We start from the raw sequence: 18,554 nt of genomic DNA on the forward strand, positions 1-18,554 counted from the left end.
CATGGAGTATTACAAGACGTATTCTCGTTATTTGCAGGAAAAATATGGGGAGAAGGTCTACAAGCTACCGCTAAACATTCCCGTTACCTGCCCCAATAAAGTAGACGGACCTGGATGTTCCTTTTGCGCTGACGTAGGCACAGGGTTTGAGGCGATGGCGGCTACCTTTTCCGTGAAAGACCAATTAGAAGGAACAGTAACGATAATCCAGAAAAAATATAAGGCTAATAAGTATATCGCTTATTTCCAAAACTATACGAATACGTATTTGCCGTTATCCCAGTTTGCCAAGTATATCGAAGAGGCGGCAGCTTTTCCTAATATTGTGGAGATTTCCGTTTCTACCAGACCGGATGCCATCGCCGCCGCGTACTTGGATATCTTAAAGGAGCAGGCAGCACTTCACCACTTAGAAGTCACCATTGAGCTAGGGTTACAGACCGTTAACTACCATAGCTTAGATCAGATTAAGCGGGGGCATTCTCTGGCAGAATATTTAGAGGCTGCCCAGCTTATTAAAAGCTATGGCTTTACCTTGTGTACCCACGTGATTTTAAATTTACCAGGGGATACAGACCGGGACGCGCTAGAGACCGCCAAGGTCCTTTCAGCGATGAAGAACGATATCGTCAAGATCCATTCTCTTTATATCGCTAAGAACACCCCACTGGCCCAGCTATATGAAAAGGGCGAGCTTTCTCTTTGCAGTAAGGAGGAATATCTAGAGCGTTTAGTTCTTTTTATCCGTCACCTAAAGAAGGAGATGGTAGTGGAACGGCTTTTTAGCCGGATTCCGGAACAGGACTGCCTCTTTTCTAATTGGCAGACAAGCTGGTGGAAGCTAAAAGATGAGTTTAATGATAAAATGGCCGCCTATCAGGCGAAACAAGGGGATTTATGTAATTATCTCGGCGGTCGTGCCGTAAGGGAGTTTATAAATGACAGGAACAGTTAGTAACATAAAAAAATATCACAAAAAAACAGGGTTTAACATCGGCCTTGTTCTTTTTGGGTTGGCCTTTTTCTATATCTTTGCTAACATCATTACCTTCTTTATGGATAAGAATGTGACGATTTACGAGGTTAGGCAGGGTTCGATTTACCGCGACACCTCCTATAGCGGCTTAGTCCTTCGCCAAGAGATGGTTGTCCAGACCGACCGTGATGGCTACGTTAGCCAACTGGCCGTTGAAGGCTCAAGAGTAGGCGCGCGGACGCTGGTTTATGCGATGACTGATGAAAAGCTTACTTTCGCCGAGGCTAAAGAAGAGGAAATCAATGATTTGTCGAAAGAACAAAGCGAGGATTTATATGCGAAGATTCAGGCCTTTAGCAGTCATTTTACGACCTCTAGCTTTAGTGATGTCTATCAGCTGAAAGGCTCAATTGACACCGCCTTCGAGACCAATTCGACCAATAGTAAAAAAATGCAAATCGATGGCTTAAGCGCTTCCGCAACTCCGGGCTTAAATCTCTATAATGCGGCTCATGAAGGCATTATTAGCTATCAGATAGACGGTTATGAAACCTTAAGCGTAGAAGAGCTGACAAAAGACATGATTGAGAAGAAGGAGTATCAAAGGGAAGAGCTGCTAGATCAAGAACAGGTTAAAGCAGCGAACCCGGTCTATAAGGTTATTACCGATGATGCCTGGAAAGTAGCCATTTTAATTGATGATGATACCGCTCAGGAATTAATCGATAAGAAAAGCGTATCTGTTAAGTTTGCCAAAGATGGGGTAACGGATGTTGCTGGTATTCAGGTCTTTACTCAAAAGGAAGCAAATATTGCTATTTTATCCTTCAATAAAGGCATGGTTCGTTACTATAACGAGCGCTACGTGGACTTAGACTTAATCCTTGCCAACGCCGAGGGTCTTAAAATCCCCGTATCGGCAGTTACAAAGAAAAGTTTTTACGAGGTTCCTGATGAGTATTTAACAAAGGGCGGTAATTCAACAGCAACTGGTGTTTTAGTGGATAATGGCAGCGACAATCCCACCTTTGTTCCGGTAAACATCTACGCGAAGGACGAGGAGAAAGAACTTTCCTATATCGATCCTACCGTTTTCGAAAGCAATCAAAAGACCTTGGTAAAGACCACCTCGAAAGAAACGTATACCTTAGAAAAGACCAAAGATTTGGAAGGGGTTTACAATATCAATAGAGGGTATGCCACTTTTCGAAAAATCGAAGTTAAGGCTAAGAATGACGACTACTATATCGTCACTAGTGGCAACGCTTACGGCATCAGCAATTACGATCACATCGCCCTTGATAGTGGTCCGGTGGTAGAGAATGAAGTTGTATTTTAAAGGAGAGCTATGATAAACGAGAATTTAAAAGCAGTACAGGAAAAAATCGCTAAGGCAGCCGAGAAAGCCGGGCGTAACCTAGAAGAAATCACTTTAATCGCCGTCAGTAAGACCAAACCGATTCCGGTGGTAAAAAGCGTTTACGACTTAGGTGTCCGGGATTTTGGCGAAAACAAGGTTCAGGAGTTGGACGATAAAAGCGAACGCTTGCCAGGGGATATCCGTTGGCACATGATTGGACATTTACAGCGTAATAAGGTGAAGTATATCGTCGATAAGGTGGCCCTAATTCATTCAGTGGAATCCCTAAGACTCGCCGAGACCATCGATAAGGAAGCGAAGAAAAAAGGGGTAGTGGTGCCGATTCTGATCGAAGTAAACGTGGCTGGTGAGGAGAGCAAATTTGGCCTTAAGCCGGAAGAAACGCTTCCCTTTGTAAAATCTCTTCAATCATTTACAAATATCGAGGTGAAGGGATTGATGACGATCGCCCCTTATGTCAGCGATCCTGAGGAAAATCGCCCTGTTTTCGCCACTTTACGCAAATTATTAGTTGACATCAAGGAGGAAAACCTTGATAATGTTAATGTGAGTATACTTTCGATGGGTATGTCCAATGACTATCAAATTGCTATTGAAGAGGGTGCCACCATGGTTCGAGTGGGTACAGAGATCTTCGGTGAAAGAAATTATGCTTAATAATACACTTAATATAGGAGAGTATTAAATATGGGAGTTCTTGACAAATTTTTAGACATAATTAAGATGACAGATGATGATGACTACGAAGACGACTTCTTTGATGAAGACGATGATTTTGTAGATAGTGATGACTTCGAAGACAAGCCCAAAAAGAGCCTCTTCGGCGGTAGCAAGAAAAGTAGTCGTTCTAAGCTAGACGATTATGAAGACGAGGATTACTCATCCTCTAGCCCAGCAGGCAGAGGGAACAATGTAACCCCGATGCGTTCTAGTGCTCCGCGTAAAAGCAACAAATCCATGGAAGTTTGTGTTATCAAACCAACTTCTGTTGAAGATTCACGTGAGATTACTGAGACCCTTTTAGAAGGCAGAACGGTAATTCTAAATATGGAAGGTCTTGATATTGAAGTTTCTCAGCGGATTATTGACTTTGTTTCCGGGGCGACCTTCGCCATTGGTGGTAATTTACAGAAGATATCTAACTATATCTTCCTAGTAACCCCAAGCAACGTAGATATTTCCGGAGATTTACAAGATCTCTTAAATACTTCTTTTGACAATTCCTCAATGAGGAATCGCTTCTAATTTGATATGACGAAGGAAGAGCAGTTATTGCAAAATCGCTTGATTGAGCTTTCAGAGTGGGCGTATTCTCGTAATATCGCCGTTTACTCTGACTTTCTCGGTCTTAATGAACAGAATATACTTCATAGCACCCCGAAAGGGCTGTTTGCCAGTTCTTATACTTTGATTGGTGGCTATGATAACCCAGAGCGTCAGATGGCTAGATTTTCCCCTGATGCTCTTTATTATGAAGAAATATCGCCGCCGCTCCAAGTTCTTGCCATCACCCCGGTGAATAAGCGCTTTGCGGAAGACTTAAGCCACCGCGACTACCTCGGTTCGCTAATGAATCTTGGAGTCGTTAGAGAAAAGTTCGGTGATATCGTGATTACTGAGACGGTAACGTATATTTTTGTCACCCGGGAGATCGCCGCTTTTATCTGTGAAAAACTTTCAAAAGTTCGACATACTTCCGTTAAGTGCCAGGTTCTTGATACAGCAGACATTCATTATGAGCCGCGTACTCAGGAAATCTCCGGTTCGGTCAAATCCGTCCGTTTGGATGCGGTGCTCGCAACAGCCTTTCCCTTATCAAGAAGCAAGCTGACCCCTTTAATCGAGGGTGGTCTGGTCTATGTAAACGGTAAGTTAATCACCAGTAATGGCTATTCTCTTAAAGATGGCGACATTATCTCCGTGAGAGGCCACGGGCGGTTAAAATACCTAGGTTCCCAAGGGACTTCTAAAAAAGGCAAGCAAATTATTCAAGTTCTGAAGTATATATAAGGAGTGCATGATGGAAAAAAACTCAAGAATTAAATACTATCTCATCTCATGTTTGGGCCTTGCCGCTTTGGTAGCGCTCGACCAGCTAACAAAAGTATTGGCAGTGCACTTTCTAAAAGATAAAGCGCCGGTTGTGCTGATTGACAATGTCCTAGAATTCTATTATTTAGAAAACTCAGGTGCCGCTTTTGGTATCCTTCAAGGAAAAATTATTTTCTTTTTAATAAGCTTTATCGTCGTCATTTTTCTATTCGTTATGTTTGCTAGACGCGTGCCGTTGACGAAGCAATTTTTGCCCCTAAGAGCGTGTATTCTCTTTATTATGGCAGGGGCTTTGGGAAATATGATTGATCGCCTTCGCTTTCAATACGTTATTGACTTTATCTATTTTAAGCTGATTGATTTTCCCATCTTTAATGTTGCCGATATTTATGTTACCGTTTCGGTAATCGTCTTAGTATTACTGATTTTTTTCTACTACAAGGAGGATGATCTTGAAAAAATACTTCACAGTAGCAGAAAGTGATAATGAGCGCATTGATAAGTTTTTAAGCGAAGAGTTGGAAGACATTTCCCGTTCCCGGATTCAAAAGCTAATTAAGGACGGTTGCTTAAGCATTAACGGTAAGACAGCTAAGGCCAGCTATATCCTACAGGCAGGAGATGAGCTAGCTTTAGAAATCCCTGCCCTTAAGGAGCCAGAAATCCCTGCGGAAGATATTCCACTGGAGATTCTTTATGAAGACGATGATTTGATCTTTGTGAATAAGCCCAAAGGAATGGTGGTGCATCCGGCCCCAGGCCATTACACAGGCACCTTGGTTAACGCCCTCATGTATCATTTTAAGGATTCGCTCTCAGGTATTAACGGTGAACTCCGTCCTGGAATTGTGCACCGAATCGATATGGATACCACCGGTGTACTGGTTGTCTGTAAGAATGACAAGGCTCATGCTGCTTTATCAGAACAACTAAAGGAGCACTCGATTACGCGAGTCTATGAGGCAATTGTGACGGGTAATATAAAGGAAGACACCCTGACCATTGACAAGCCTATCGGCAGAGATATAAAAGACCGAAAGAAAATGAGCATTCATTCTAAGACGCCAAGGGAAGCCGTGACTCACGTTCAGGTACTTAAGCGCTTTGGCGACTACACCTACATTAAATGTCAGTTAGAAACAGGCCGCACCCATCAAATCCGCGTCCATTTAAAAAGTATCGGGCACCCGCTTTTAGGGGACTCTTTATACGGGCCAAAGAACGCGCCCTTTAAGAACTTGCAAGGCCAGACTCTACACGCGAGAATCCTTGGAGTTCTTCAGCCGACTACGGGAGAACACTTAGAGATTGAAGCGCCCTTACCGGATTACTTTAGCAAACTTTTAGAAATAATGGGCTAGTTAGCCTCTAGCCTTTCACCATTATTTGCTATATAATAGAGATAACAATAAAGGGGGTACAGATTATGAATACAATTATAACAATCGGTAGACAATACGGAAGCGCCGGCCGGGAAATCGGCTATAAAGTGGCAGATAAGTTAGGAATAAAGCTTTATGACCGGGAAATGCTTGATAGAGCGGCAAAAGAGAGCGGTTTGGCGGAAGAACTCTTCGAGACACACGACGAAAAGCCGAGTAGTAGTTTCCTTTATTCCTTGGTAATGGACACCTATTCTTTAGGGTATTCTACCGCTTATTCTGATATGCCAATCAACTACAAGATCTTTTTAGCGCAATATGAGACCATTAAGAAGATCGCTTCAGAAGGTCCCTGTGTTCTCGTAGGACGCTGTGCAGACTATGCACTAGAAGAATTCGATAACGTTTTAAGTGTCTTTATTCATGCGGATATGGACGCGAAAGTAAAGCGGATTAGCCGTCTTTACGATTTGACAGAAGGAAAAGCGCGAGAGCAGATCCATAAGACCGATAAGAAAAGAGCTAGCTATTATAACTATTACACCAATAAAAAATGGGGAAATGCCGAGACCTACGACGCTTGCCTCGATAGCTCTATCTTCGGTATCGACGGAACCGCTGATGCCATCCTTAAATTAGTAGAGACCAAAGAAAGTCTTAAAGAAGTGATTTTATAATAAACCTTTAAAAGCTGCGATTTATTCGCAGCTTTTTATGTAACAGGAAAGTTCAAAGAACTTTCCTGTTACATAAAAAGCGCTCCGCTAGGATGCGCACTTCGGCGTAATGTATTTTGTGCGTATGCACACGCCGAAGGCGCCAGAATTTGCCCAGCGCAAATTCTATTTTACATCATTATTAAATACTTTCTGTTGCATAGTAAAACTGTTTATCGTATACTAAAACTATCTAATAGATAGTAAATTATAAAAAGGGAAGTTTTATGAATGCACAAATAAGAGAAGTAATCTTCTTAAGAAAAAAACTGCAAATGACCGGTAGTGATCTATCTAAAATTATCGACCCACCTATTCCTTTACCAAGTATCAGGGACTGGGAGAGGGGGGCCAAGACGCCACCAGCTTATGTTCTGGCTTTTATCTTAAAAGAACTAAGGCATATCGAACTTTTAATTGAACAATTGAAAGAAGGAGACTTGTCGAATGCCACCCTCGCCAACTTTAAATTAAAAGGCGAGTCGCTTAGACAATGTCTCCTAACAGAATGTACTTTTCGCAATATTGATTTTTCGATGACGGATTTTTCCGATTCACAGATATTAAGCTGCAACTTTTACAACTGTAAATTTAAGCAGTGCCTTCTGAATCGCTGTGACCTTGCGGGGACCTCTTTTAAAGAATGCGACTTTACTAAGGCATCCTTAACAGGCGCTCATTATACCACGGAAACCTTTACTGAGTGTCATCTTGAGAACGTGATTGGCGAAGTGGCCAACCGCTAATATCGCCATTAAGAATGGCCGAGAACATCCGCTGCTTTGCACCAGGGTGTTCCGTATTTAGCTGCTTTACCAAGTTCTTTGCGTATTCTCGCTTTGTATAGCCGTCAATTGGACAAGGACTTTTCACAACGGGTAGTCCTTGCTTATTCTTAAAACCGATAATATCGGCCTCGTCCATAAACATCAGTGGTCGAATTACCGTTAAATCCATACGGTCTAAGTAAGTCTTCGGTGAGAAGGAGTGAAACCGACCTTCAAACAGAAGAGAGAGTAGCATCGTCTCAATAATATCGTCCTTGTGGTGGGCATATGCCACCTTATTACAGCCCATCTCCTTAATTGCTTGATTCAGGGCTCCTTTTCTCATCTTCGCACAGAGTGAACAAGGATTCTTTTCTTTACGATCCTCAAATAGAATTTTGGCAATCTCCGAAGGGACAATCTGATAAGGGATGTCTAAATCCTGACAGATTGTAACCAGAGCGCTAAAATCCACATTGTCATAACCTAAATCCACAGTAATCGCACTTAATTCAAACTTTTTAGGGTAAAAACGTTGCAAGCCCTTCATGGCATAGAGAAGGGTCAAGGAGTCTTTGCCACCGGATAAACCGACAGCAATATGGTCACCTTCTTCGATTAAATTATATTCGTCGACGGCTTTTCGCGTTAAACTTAATATTTGTTGCATTTTCATTTTAATTTTTCCTCAGCAATCTAAATTTAATTCCAAAGCAGATTATAGCATAAAAATGCTTAATCTTCTCGTAATTTAACAATATTTGCTGCCTTTCTGCGTCTTTCATCATCAATAGCCGCATAATGCTTCCTAGTAGTATTAATATCCTTATGGCCAAGGACATCCGCAACTAGATAGATGTCACCGGTTTCTTTATAGAGTGAGGTGCCATAGGTACTGCGTAGTTTATGAGGGGTAATCTTCTTATTAGGGGTTACCTGTTTTGCATATTTCTTAACCATATTTTGAATTGCTTGCACACCCATGCGAGTTCTTCTAGTAGAGAGGAAAAGTGCATCTTCAGCGGATGGAAGAGGAGTGGTATTGTTACGAACTACTTCCAAATAGTTCATTAAAGCCGCCTCGACTTCATCACCAAAATAGACAACCATCTGGCTACCGCCTTTCCTGGTAACGGTAATGCCGTTATTTTTAAAATCTACATCAGAGATATTAAGACCAACACATTCAGAGACACGAATTCCTGTACCTAAAAGCAAGGTTAAGATGGCTAAATCCCGATCCTTGGTTTTGTTATAGTACGTTAACGCTTGTCCGGTCAGCGTATTACCAGCATTTTCTACGAAATCAAGGAGTTCGGCCACTTCATCGGCATCTAGGCGAATAATCGCCTTATCGTGAAGCTTAGGCATATCAACTAATAGCGTGGGATTGGTTTTAATCACCTGGCGCTTAAAGTAATAAGCATAAAAGCTTCTAAGAGCGGACATTTTACGGGCCAAGCCTTTCTCAGTATTCGTCTGAATATCGCCTTTTTCATCCTTATAAACCTTCAAATACTCCATATATTCTTCAATATCAACCGCTTGAATGCGATCAAGATCAGCCGGTGTAAATTGCTCCATGGAATATTTACGATACGTTGGATTGCATTCCTTTAGGAAGTTAAAGAATACCCGTAGGTCATATGCATAACTAATTCTTGTTTTTGCTGATGTAGTCGGTTCGATTGCCCGGAAATAATCCTTTGCAAAAGATGGTAGCGTTTTAAGAACCTCACGAAGCTGCAGTGTATATTTAATAGTTAATTCTTGATGATACGATAGTTTTTCAGCCATAAGAATACCTCCAAAGTCCTGATAAATACAGGGGTTAACGTAATTGTGTTAAGTATATCATGTTTTCACCTATCTGTCTACTCTAAATCTGTATTTGACGTATAGATTGGTGTATCCCTTGTATTTACTAGCTTTACCTCTCTAGCTACGTGTTGGCTTGTGCAACCCCCTTTCTAACAAGTGACTGTTAAGTGTTGCTATTGTCAAGTATAGGCAAACCCGATTTAGCACCTCACTAGTGCACCGAGCGCACGCGCTCAAGGGGACCCCAACACCCCAAAATCGCCCGCGTGCCCAGTGCGCTATATGTACCGCTAAAAGCGTTATTTCCCTTTTTGAGCAATATTATTATATTATTTGTGTATTTTTATGTGTGTGTTTTGTTGTGTGCAATATGCGTGATATGATGCTACGCATCATGAATGCTAATGTTCTTTTGTTTGTTAGTTGATTTTAAAAAATGTTAGTTTGTTTGTTTAAATTTTTTATTTGTTTTTTCTAGGGGCGCTTGCCCCAAACCCCAGCAAGCAAAGGTTGCTTGACCCCAACAGGGAGTTGCACTCCCATGGCACGGAAAGGGGGAAACCCTCCTTTCCTTTTTTTAGAGCGTACAACCCTATCCAACGTCAAGGGCAAGGCAAGCGGTACAATAAAACCTGTACCGCCCTTGACAGTTGCCGACACATCAACAAAAGGGAACCCTTTTCTAAAGGGTTCAGACACATGAATTTCAAGTTCAACTCTTCCATCTAGTACGGCAAATACCCGTTTTCTTAATAGCATTTGCAATCTTTTAATAAAACCTGCTGTATTTGACGTATAGATTGGTGTATCCCTTGTATTTACTGCCTTTACCTCTCTGGCTGATTGCCTTCCACCGCGTCCCCTTTTCAACAAACTGACGTTTGAGTGTTGCTATTGTCAAGTAAGAGGACCCCGAATTTGTCAACAACAAAAAAAGAGAATGCTCTAAACATTCTCTTCTTTGTACATTACAATCTGATTTTAAATACTACTAACAAGATAACAATAACAACAGCGTAAAAGAAAAAAACTCTTTCCATTGTCAATATTTTCTTAGGTTCCTTATAAGGTTTTTTCGCTTGCTTCATTATCTTTTTATCAAGCTGTTCCTTTTGTTTTGCGACAATCTTCTTTGTTTTTTTATTTTCTTTTGCAAGCTTCTTTAATTGTTTTTCAAAGTCTTTTCGTTGAATACTTTTCATAAGCTCCCCCTAATAGTCCATCTCAACGTACGTTATCTTCTGCCCCGCTATTGGACATTTCTTTGATTGCATGCGACCGACTATTACATCATATAATTCCTTAGTTATATATCGGCTTACCTTGCCAGTATGTTCAACTTTTGTAGCGGTCGAAAAACCCCATTTCCAATTATTTATATTGTAAATTCTTTTACCATTTTTTTCAATATCTGTTTTATGCAACGATAACCCCTCACAGTTAGCAAGTAAACCATGTAAACAAAAGCAGATACACTTTCAAGAGGTTCCAACTCCCATGAAGGTGTATCTGCTTTTGTTTATATAAACCTATTCTCTTTAAAAAATTAACTTATTTCACATATATTTCGGACCGTGCCAGTAAAGAGGGCTGTATACAATTGCTTCTGATGGCAGCTCTACATCTTTTAAAGCCCATTTTTTATATTCTTCAAATCCTGTCCGGTCTACGATATAGCCGATATGTTCCTTCCCTTCGGGGGCATCGCGGTCAATATATTCAGCTACATAATCGTAGGTATTAAGGATGATTTTGATAATACTTTCCTCGTCTGCCCACTTGATAAAGTCTTCCCCTAAGCGAGGGTTTCGTTTGCCTGTGCGACCGAATAAAGTAAGGCGGTACCGTTTCTTACTTCCTTCTCCCCGAGTCCAAGCGCGCATTGGGCAGTTTATTACACATTCCCCACAGCCAATACATTTCTCTTCGTTTCTAACAGGGCGTTCATTTACCATCGAGATGGCTTGTACTGATTTGCGACGGCAATATTTTTCACACGCTTTGCATGATACGCAGCGATTTTCATCGAAGTGAGGCAAGGTCATGCCGATAATGCCAAAATCATGCATCCGTACTTTCGCGCAGTCATTGGGACAGCCAGTTAAGGCCACTTTAAAATGCAGGTCATTAGGAAAAATCGCTTTTTCAATACGAGAGGCAAAGCCTACCGTATCGTAACATCCATAAGGACAGACACGGTTACCAATGCAGGCAGTGACATTTCGTGTTCCTGCAGCGGGATATCCTGTTCCCGGTGCAGTTTGGTTGATTTCTAGAGTTTCAATGAGAGGTTGTAGTTTCTCATTAACGGTAGGCATATCGGCAAAGTCAATTCCTGGAATTTCAAAGCCCTGACGGGAGGTAATATGAAGAGAACCGTTGCCGTAAGTCTGAGCGATGTCCTGCAATTCTGATAAAAGCGAGGCAGGTAGGTAACCACCGGGAATACGAATACGAGAAGCGGTTTTGCCCCGCACCTTCGTTACCCGAAAGGCGTTCTTTTTAAGTTTTTTAGTATTGATATCTTGGCTCATAATTCACCTCCTAATCGATTAAGTGTTTAGCTCTCGTATAGTTAAAGACGGGACCATCCACACATACATACACATCGTTAATCTTACAATGTCCGCATTTACCGATACCACAGCACATTTTGCGTTCTTGGCTGACCCAGATATTACTTTCAAGGTAACCAAGCTCAAGTAACCCCAAACAGGTAAATCGCATCATTGGCGGTGGTCCTACGACTATTGCGGCAGCGTTTTGAATGTTTCTATTCTTAAGCTTTGGCAAATGCTCAGTAACTAGTCCTACTTGACAAACAGCATCGGCTTCGCCGCAATCAACCGTGAGAATGATTTCAATAGATTGTCGCCACCTTGCCAAATCCTCAAGAAAAAGAATATCCTTTACTGTTTTAAAACCAGCAATTAGGGTCATACTTTCCACTTCATCAGGATGGGAAGCAAAATAGTCCACTACACCGCGAACAGGTGAAAGCCCTGTGCCACCAGCCACTACAACCAGCTCCTTACCTTTATATTGCTCAATATCAAAACCGTTACCATAAGGGCCTCTCAGGCGTAGTTTGTCTCCTACGTAGTGCTCGAAAATCTCGTTGGTAACTTTCCCTACTCGGCGGATAGTTAGATCAACACACTCTTCTCCAATTCCAGAAACCGAGATAGGCGCTTCACCGTATTTAGGAAGGGAAACTTCAAAAAATTGTCCTGGGCGTACTTCTCCTTTATAAGCGAGGCGGAAGGTATATTCTATATCTGTATGTTTAATAACTTCTAGTATTTCAGAAGAAAAAGGGATGTATTCGTTATTCATTCTTAGACACCTCCTGGGTAGCAGAATCTAGGCGGTTGACGATGTTAGAAAAGCTAATGTATTCTGGACAGACGTCATCGCACCGGCCACAACCTACGCACATTTGATAACCGAAGCGCTGCTTAAAGTCTAGCATTTTATGCAAGGTTTTAAAGCGCATCCGTTGACCATGCTTTTTGCGATAACTACCGCCACCAGCCACATCGGTAAAGCCATCTACCATACAAGACGCTTGTACTCGGCGTCGTTCTCCCACTTTCCCATTATCGGTATAGAAGATATCTTGCATGGTGTAACAAGTACAAGTGGGACAACTGAAATTACAGCGTCCACAAGCGATACAGCGGGCATCGTATTCATCCCACATAGTACTAGCGGCAACAGCTGCCGTTAAATTATCGGGAACGTGAACTTTGGTAACCGTTTCTGTAACATGCTTGGGCATTACGATGGTCTCTTCAAGAGCATTTTCTTTTAATAGCATATCCCACTCACGAAACTGACAATTGAGATAATATTCGCCGTCGATTGTATCTAAGCTAAGATCATAATTTTCACTTCTATTGGTGTTCATATCTACACAAAAGCAACTTTCAAAAGCCTGCTCACAACCAATTAGGACTATCTTGATTTTGTCTCTTAACCGCTTATAATAAAAATCCTTTTCCCCATTCTGCAGATAGATAGCATCTAATCGTTTTAAAGCGTGAAGATCACAACTCCGTAGAAAAAGAAGTGCTCCTTTGGCTGGTGCATCAGCCACTTTGACTTCATCTTCCGTAAAGTAAAATAGAGTCTCCGAAATTGGCAACAGTGCATCCTTAAAGCTGTGGTTACTTTTTTTCATTAATTCTATTTCTTCGATTGTCTGTACTTCCCCGTAATGAATGGAATCTGTGTCAGAAAACGCGCCTTCGTACTCAAAGCATTTTGGCGCAAAGAGTCGATACTCTTTTGCTAGTCCGTTGAATACCCGGTTTATACCGGCTTGGTCCATACGATAACCCATTAGGCCACCTCCTTCTTACCAGCGATTAACTGATAGGGGAGCGCCACCAGTAGAATACCGCCTAGCATATTACCAATAGTTACAATGAGTAGATTGTAGAAAAAACCACCTAAGCTGATACCAGCCTCAAGAGGTGCCAGCAGTGCCACCGATAACAGGGTCATGTTTGCCACACTATGCTCGAAACCACAAGTGATAAAGGCAAAGAGACACCAAAAGATCATAATTAATTTACCGCTTTCACTTTTGCATTTAAGAGCACACCAGACTGCGAGACAGACGAGAGCATTACAGAGTATCCCTCGGGTCAATAATTCAATAATAGGTGCGCTCATCTTGGCGGCCGCAGCAGTGGCGATAAAAGAACCCACATCTCCTTTAGCGTATCCTGTTAACCAAAAGATAATCGCTAGCAACACAGAGCCAGTTAGATTCCCTAGCCAACACACGAGCCATAGCTTGATCGCTTCTAGCAGACTTACCTTGCGATTCATTAGGCCTAAGGTCATCACCATATTATTACCGGTAAAGAGCTCACTACCAGCGATAACCACTAGACTAAGAGCAATGCCAAAGGATATCCCCATAATTATTTTTGTGTAAGGGGCGCCTTGTAGTTGACCACCGATGGTAAAGATTAATAAGATACCGAAGCCCACATACATTCCAGCTAGCATGGAAGCGATAAAATAGCCGACAGGGTTATTATTTAGTAAAGTCACCTTTTTCTTTGCTCCCTCTGCTACCGCATCTACTTCTTCTTTGTACATACAAAAACCTCCTTCACTCTCATGTTTTTTGTAGCATAACACGGGAATGAGGAGGTTACTGTGATATATATCACGGCCTAGCAAAGTATTCTTTTATTTTATCTTGGTCAACAACGGTGAAATAACCGTTCTTTTGAATAATCAGACCTTCTTCAAGAAGCAATTTTAATTGGCGTGAGACGGTTTCCCGCTTGGCTCCCAACATATCTGCAAGATACGTAACGGAAAGTTCTAAATCGATGCGCACACCTTCTTTCGTAGGACATCCATGATCGAGAGAAAGCTTCCATAGCTTGGCCGCAATTCGGCGATCGCCTCGAAGCGACCCGGTCGTATTCTTAAGTTGACGGTACAATCGCCTGATTTTCTTTGCCATGGAATCCATGACTGCTTTTGTAAAGACAAAATCCGCTTCCATTACTTGGAGAAATATCTCTTGGGGAAAATAGATTACTTCGGCATCACCCATTGCTTCTGCGCTAATCGAAGCCGTCCAATTCTGAAGAATCACCTCATTTAGCATCTCCCTAGCACCATAGACAAACATCACCTTCTTACTGCCGTCATAATTGAGCTTATACAAAGAGACGTGGCCCTTCGTTACGAAGTAGATATTCTCTACCGTGTCGCGGTCATGAAAGAGATGTTCACCCTTCTTAAGCCTATGAATTTTGGCATATTCATTTAGGACAACTAGAGAAGAGATGTGAACATCTTTCATTGCATGACAAGATAAAATTTTTTCTCTTAAAGCTTCTCTATTATCCATCCTTACCTCCAATTCTCCATTTGTCCAGTCTCACTGATAATTATATTATTACTCAAATTATACAAACACGCAACTCTATCTATAATCGTAAGCAGAGTACCACGTCCATAAAACCTGCATGGGCGGGGGTGAATGCTACTGATTTTTAATATACTCTTGTACTAAAGTAAGACTTTGCTCACTAACGGTAGCAACAAAATAGCTACTTGACCAAAAATAAGGTTTCCAATAATACTTTCCTACTTCTGCTGGGTAATCGCGCCTAGCGAACCTTGCAGTCTTAGTTTTAATCACATTGACAAATTCCGTTGGTGCCATCTGAGGTGTAGCTTCAAATAACAAATGTAGATGGTCTTCTTCCCCATTTAACTCTAGGATATTGTATCCTCGCTCATTACAGATCTCTCTAATTAGCTGGTACACATAATCTTTAACTGGGCCAGTCAAGACCGGTTTTCGGTACTTTGTGACTAAGACAAGGTGATATTGAAGCAGGAAACAAGAGTGCCTATTGGTATAATAAGGTTGATTTTTCTTCTTGAACATACGTTCCTTTCCTCCTTTACATCCGTTTGTGATAATGGTATAATTATACTATAGAAACAAAGGGTTATCAATGAGTCAACCATATGTATAAATCGAAGCAAATATTAATATCTAAGAGGAAAGAGCCCGAACTGTATACTTACCTTGAGAACTTAGGCTTTCTTGCCTCCGTCATGACGAAGGGTCATAAAGCCAAACAAAACGTGAAATCGAACTTACCGCAAGGATTAAGGCAAATATCCGACGTGCTAAGACCTATAAAGCCATACCAACTGATTGCCAGCAAGCTCATTATTATTATGGTTTACACGGCAATTTCAATTATAATTGGATACATCTGTTGTAGTGTCTATATTATATGGGTTGATAGATATTTCAATCTATTGAAAGGAACATTCACAACATCATTCTTGAAAGCCTGGACACCAATGGCCATTACCACTGTAATAGTATGTACAATTCTATCAGTATGGCCATTTATCATTGGCATGATTCGAAAATCTGTACCTACAACAATTGTCACTTCGCTACTTGTTATTTTTATTCGCCAAGTGGTTATCAGTAAAAACGTTACCAATCAAGAGTCTCTGCCACAAATCTTATTGGTGGCTATTGTTACTTTTTCTACTGCATTATTCATTTTTAAAAATAAGGTGTCAGAGCTATAGTGACTTCCTAAATTACTTTTTACCCAAGTATTCCTCCAAACAAAATCCCTTAGAATATATTTCACTAGCAGCTTCTTTTCCTACATATCGATAATGCCAAGGTTCATTAATGACACCAGTTATGGCGGTTTTATTTTCGGGATAACGCTTGATAAAGCCGTATTTGTGTCCGTTATTTGCAAGCCAGCTATATACTGTGTCACTTGAACTTATGGTAGTGTCGGCATTTATGTCAACTGCAATACCCAGCTGGTGTTCGCTAGTTCCGGGAATAGCTACCCACTTTTCGGCCAGTTCCTTTGCCTCAGTTCGGGAGTATCCTTGATGTATGTACTCCTCGTTCTTTTGAACAAGGAGCTGCTGTTGCTCGTCTTCGGTGCGATAGCCTGCGACTACGAGAAGATTAAGTCCCTCTGAGCGAGCGGCGTCAAACATCTCTTGGAGTTCTGGGTAAATTCTTGCATCTACACTCTCACCATTTGATAATCTTATAAGTTCCACCGTATGATCTTCAGGAATATAATTATCCCTATTTACAAGAATTAATTTCCAGTCATTCTCTTTACTGGTGCTTTCTGTGGTAATATTCTTCGCTGTAGCCTTAGTTTTTGTAACTACAAGCTTAGAGATAAACATAAAGGTTGCCACAATAACTAACACGGTTAAGAGAATAATCATTGCTATTCTAAGTCTTTTTTGTCTAAGCCTTCGATTACGTCGTCTCATATGAAGCCTCGCATAATTTCTCGCACGATTTTATTCACCGTCATTTGAATGTCCAAGAGCTCCGTTATCTGGCCCACTGTTTGTAGTAGCTTAGCAAAGCCACGATGAGGAATCTTTTCATAAGTGCTTGCTTTATTTTCGAAATAGTCCTGAAGCGATAACCTCTCTTTTCTTTGTTCATACTCATCTCCTATTGAAATCGTAATTAGTGGTTGTTTCGTTCCTGTAATGGCACTCTCCGCTCTCACAGGGCGTAGTAATGCATTGGCCAGAACTAAGAATGACAAACAGACGAGTATTATGACGGCTATATATTTATTTACTTTCTTTATCTTCACAATCATCACTCCTCCCTTATATTGCTAATTATAGGGAACGTATCTTAAGTATTACGCGTGCCAAAGTGAAGATTTTATGAAGATAAGGGATACAAATTATGAAATGGACTTTCCTAGTAAGTAAAAAAGGCACTCCTTTTACAGATTGCCCTTGGTAAATTTGATCTATGCTGGATCTTGTTCATAGTACATTATGGTCAAATAGCTCATATCATTTATCTGATCCGATTTTAGATTATTCATCTTTTTAATCTCTTTAATATAGGACTTGATTTCTTGATTGCCTCGGTATTCATTGGCAATATCCCAAAGGGTGTCTCCAGAAGTAATCTGAATGCTCTTATAGTACTTTTCCACTTCTAAGCCATTGTCCTTAGCTTCAACATTCTTTATACTGTAACCGGTGCCTACAGCGGCAAATATCGCTATAAGTACTAGGCTACAAATTACTTTTCTAATATATACTTCTCTTCTTCTTTTAATCGTTGAACGTTTTGAATTTACTCTTTTCATCTTACTACCTCCGCGAGGAACAAATGTTCTTAATAAGAATATAGCAAACGAACAAATGTTTGTCAAGAGGTAATCGAACATAAATTCGGAACTTTTGTTTGCTTTTACACGACTGCTATGATAAACTAAAAAAAAGAGATTAAGCGGAGGGCAAATATATGGCTAAAGGTACCATTAGCGAAAAGCAAAGTGAAATTTTAGAATATATCAAATCACAAATTTTAGAACGTGGGTTTCCACCTTCTGTTCGGGATATCTGTGAGGCGGTAAAATTAAAGTCCACCTCTTCTGTTCACGCCCACTTAGAAACTTTAGAAAAGAACGGTTATATCAGACGCGACCCGACTAAGCCCCGGGCAATCGAGATTTTAGACGAATCATTTAACTTCAATCGTCGTGAGATGTCTAATATTCCTATTCTCGGGCGTGTAGCCGCTGGTGATCCGATTCTAGCGGAACAGAATATCGAAGATTACTTCCCTATCCCTGTGGATTTTCTAAGTAATAAGCAAGCATTCTTGCTGCGTGTTAAAGGCGAAAGTATGATTGAAGCCGGTATTCTTGACGGTGATATGGTTTTAGTTGAAGAAGGCAATGTCGCTAGCAACGGTGATATGGTGGTGGCGATGATTGAAGATGGTGCCACAGTTAAGACCTTTTATAAGGAAGAAGGCGTTTTCCGTTTACAGCCGGAAAACCCGGATATGGAGCCGATTATTGTTCAAGAAGTCGAGATTCTCGGTAAAGTAATTGGCGTCTTTAGATTTTTTAGATAAAAGTATAA

At 41.0% G+C, this 18,554-nt stretch carries 23 protein-coding genes; 11 read left to right on the top strand and 12 right to left on the bottom strand.

Features of this window, described 5'->3' with window-relative positions:
• Position 1 precedes the first annotated feature (1 nt).
• The 9 genes from mnmL to NHH16_RS03060 all read left to right on the top strand — a co-directional run bounded on the left by mnmL (position 2) and on the right by NHH16_RS03060 (position 7,253).
• Entirely contained in the window at positions 2 to 955 is a 954-nt protein-coding gene (mnmL, locus tag NHH16_RS03020) for a tRNA modification radical SAM protein MnmL/YtqA (protein WP_262068118.1), read from the top strand.
• Positions 939 to 2,315 (top strand): biotin/lipoyl attachment domain-containing protein, encoded by a 1,377-nt coding sequence (locus NHH16_RS03025; protein ID WP_262068119.1) that lies wholly within the window; start codon positions 939 to 941, stop codon positions 2,313 to 2,315. The genes mnmL and NHH16_RS03025 overlap by 17 nt, the downstream gene beginning before the upstream one ends.
• 9 nt (positions 2,316 to 2,324) lie before the next feature.
• Complete coding sequence (locus tag NHH16_RS03030) at positions 2,325 to 3,014, top strand: YggS family pyridoxal phosphate-dependent enzyme (protein ID WP_262068120.1); 690 nt, start codon at positions 2,325 to 2,327, stop codon at positions 3,012 to 3,014.
• A gap of 30 nt (positions 3,015 to 3,044) precedes the next feature.
• Complete coding sequence (locus NHH16_RS03035; protein ID WP_262068121.1) at positions 3,045 to 3,602, top strand: cell division protein SepF; 558 nt, start codon at positions 3,045 to 3,047, stop codon at positions 3,600 to 3,602.
• A gap of 27 nt (positions 3,603 to 3,629) precedes the next feature.
• The gene (locus tag NHH16_RS03040; RefSeq protein WP_316043919.1) at positions 3,630 to 4,367 is read left to right on the top strand and encodes a YlmH family RNA-binding protein; all 738 of its coding nucleotides are present in this window, start codon (positions 3,630 to 3,632) and stop codon (positions 4,365 to 4,367) included.
• A 10-nt stretch (positions 4,368 to 4,377) separates the two neighbouring features.
• The gene (gene lspA / locus NHH16_RS03045; RefSeq protein WP_316043920.1) at positions 4,378 to 4,893 is read left to right on the top strand and encodes a signal peptidase II; all 516 of its coding nucleotides are present in this window, start codon (positions 4,378 to 4,380) and stop codon (positions 4,891 to 4,893) included.
• Positions 4,856 to 5,770, top strand: coding sequence for an RluA family pseudouridine synthase (locus NHH16_RS03050; RefSeq protein WP_262068124.1), 915 nt, complete (start codon positions 4,856 to 4,858; stop codon positions 5,768 to 5,770). Before lspA ends, NHH16_RS03050 begins: the two co-directional genes overlap by 38 nt.
• A 65-nt stretch (positions 5,771 to 5,835) precedes the next feature.
• On the top strand, positions 5,836 to 6,468 hold the full coding sequence (locus tag NHH16_RS03055) for a cytidylate kinase-like family protein (RefSeq protein WP_262068125.1): 633 nt from the start codon (positions 5,836 to 5,838) through the stop codon (positions 6,466 to 6,468).
• Between the two features lie 266 nt (positions 6,469 to 6,734).
• Positions 6,735 to 7,253, top strand: a complete 519-nt coding sequence (locus NHH16_RS03060) for a pentapeptide repeat-containing protein (RefSeq protein WP_262068126.1) — start codon at positions 6,735 to 6,737, stop codon at positions 7,251 to 7,253.
• Here the strand turns inward: NHH16_RS03060 and NHH16_RS03065 are convergent.
• The 9 genes from NHH16_RS03065 to tnpA form a co-directional block, all read right to left on the bottom strand.
• The gene (locus tag NHH16_RS03065) at positions 7,204 to 7,950 is read right to left on the bottom strand and encodes a tRNA 2-thiocytidine biosynthesis TtcA family protein (RefSeq protein WP_262068127.1); all 747 of its coding nucleotides are present in this window, start codon (positions 7,948 to 7,950) and stop codon (positions 7,204 to 7,206) included. The two genes, NHH16_RS03060 and NHH16_RS03065, sit on opposite strands and share 50 nt — an antisense overlap.
• Before the next feature lie 59 nt (positions 7,951 to 8,009).
• Entirely contained in the window at positions 8,010 to 9,071 is a 1,062-nt protein-coding gene (locus tag NHH16_RS03070; RefSeq protein WP_262068128.1) for a tyrosine-type recombinase/integrase, read from the bottom strand.
• A gap of 992 nt (positions 9,072 to 10,063) precedes the next feature.
• Positions 10,064 to 10,297, bottom strand: a complete 234-nt coding sequence (locus NHH16_RS03075; protein ID WP_262068129.1) for a hypothetical protein — start codon at positions 10,295 to 10,297, stop codon at positions 10,064 to 10,066.
• A gap of 354 nt (positions 10,298 to 10,651) precedes the next feature.
• Positions 10,652 to 11,629, bottom strand: coding sequence for a sulfite reductase subunit C (gene asrC / locus NHH16_RS03080; protein ID WP_262068130.1), 978 nt, complete (start codon positions 11,627 to 11,629; stop codon positions 10,652 to 10,654).
• Between the two features lie 10 nt (positions 11,630 to 11,639).
• Positions 11,640 to 12,431: an anaerobic sulfite reductase subunit AsrB gene (gene asrB / locus NHH16_RS03085; protein WP_262068131.1), complete on the bottom strand. Its 792-nt coding sequence runs from the start codon at positions 12,429 to 12,431 to the stop codon at positions 11,640 to 11,642.
• Positions 12,424 to 13,440, bottom strand: coding sequence for an anaerobic sulfite reductase subunit AsrA (gene asrA / locus NHH16_RS03090; protein WP_262068132.1), 1,017 nt, complete (start codon positions 13,438 to 13,440; stop codon positions 12,424 to 12,426). Before asrA ends, asrB begins: the two co-directional genes overlap by 8 nt.
• A complete protein-coding gene (locus NHH16_RS03095) occupies positions 13,440 to 14,210 on the bottom strand; it encodes a formate/nitrite transporter family protein (RefSeq protein ID WP_262068133.1) in 771 nt (256 codons plus the stop codon). The genes asrA and NHH16_RS03095 overlap by 1 nt, the downstream gene beginning before the upstream one ends.
• A 70-nt stretch (positions 14,211 to 14,280) precedes the next feature.
• Positions 14,281 to 14,979: a Crp/Fnr family transcriptional regulator gene (locus tag NHH16_RS03100; protein ID WP_262068134.1), complete on the bottom strand. Its 699-nt coding sequence runs from the start codon at positions 14,977 to 14,979 to the stop codon at positions 14,281 to 14,283.
• 135 nt (positions 14,980 to 15,114) lie between these two features.
• Complete coding sequence (gene tnpA, locus NHH16_RS03105) at positions 15,115 to 15,525, bottom strand: IS200/IS605 family transposase (RefSeq protein ID WP_262068135.1); 411 nt, start codon at positions 15,523 to 15,525, stop codon at positions 15,115 to 15,117.
• 83 nt (positions 15,526 to 15,608) lie between these two features.
• On the opposite strand from tnpA, the gene NHH16_RS03110 reads away from it, so the two are divergent.
• On the top strand, positions 15,609 to 16,193 hold the full coding sequence (locus NHH16_RS03110) for a hypothetical protein (protein ID WP_262068136.1): 585 nt from the start codon (positions 15,609 to 15,611) through the stop codon (positions 16,191 to 16,193).
• Positions 16,194 to 16,205: 12 nt separating this feature from the next.
• Here NHH16_RS03110 and NHH16_RS03115 read toward each other — a convergent pair whose 3' ends face one another.
• The 3 genes from NHH16_RS03115 to NHH16_RS03125 all read right to left on the bottom strand — a co-directional run bounded on the left by NHH16_RS03115 (position 16,206) and on the right by NHH16_RS03125 (position 17,770).
• Entirely contained in the window at positions 16,206 to 16,919 is a 714-nt protein-coding gene (locus tag NHH16_RS03115) for a M15 family metallopeptidase (protein WP_262068137.1), read from the bottom strand.
• Entirely contained in the window at positions 16,916 to 17,263 is a 348-nt protein-coding gene (locus tag NHH16_RS03120) for a hypothetical protein (protein WP_262068138.1), read from the bottom strand. The genes NHH16_RS03115 and NHH16_RS03120 overlap by 4 nt, the downstream gene beginning before the upstream one ends.
• A gap of 159 nt (positions 17,264 to 17,422) precedes the next feature.
• Positions 17,423 to 17,770, bottom strand: coding sequence for a LysM peptidoglycan-binding domain-containing protein (locus tag NHH16_RS03125; protein ID WP_262068139.1), 348 nt, complete (start codon positions 17,768 to 17,770; stop codon positions 17,423 to 17,425).
• A 158-nt stretch (positions 17,771 to 17,928) separates the two neighbouring features.
• Between NHH16_RS03125 and lexA the strand changes: the two genes are divergently transcribed.
• Positions 17,929 to 18,546: a transcriptional repressor LexA gene (gene lexA, locus NHH16_RS03130; protein WP_262068140.1), complete on the top strand. Its 618-nt coding sequence runs from the start codon at positions 17,929 to 17,931 to the stop codon at positions 18,544 to 18,546.
• Positions 18,547 to 18,554: the final 8 nt, after the last annotated feature.

Source organism: Ohessyouella blattaphilus (genome assembly GCF_024721265.1).
In the GTDB taxonomy this organism is placed as follows: domain Bacteria; phylum Bacillota; class Clostridia; order Lachnospirales; family Lachnospiraceae; genus Aequitasia; species Aequitasia blattaphilus_A.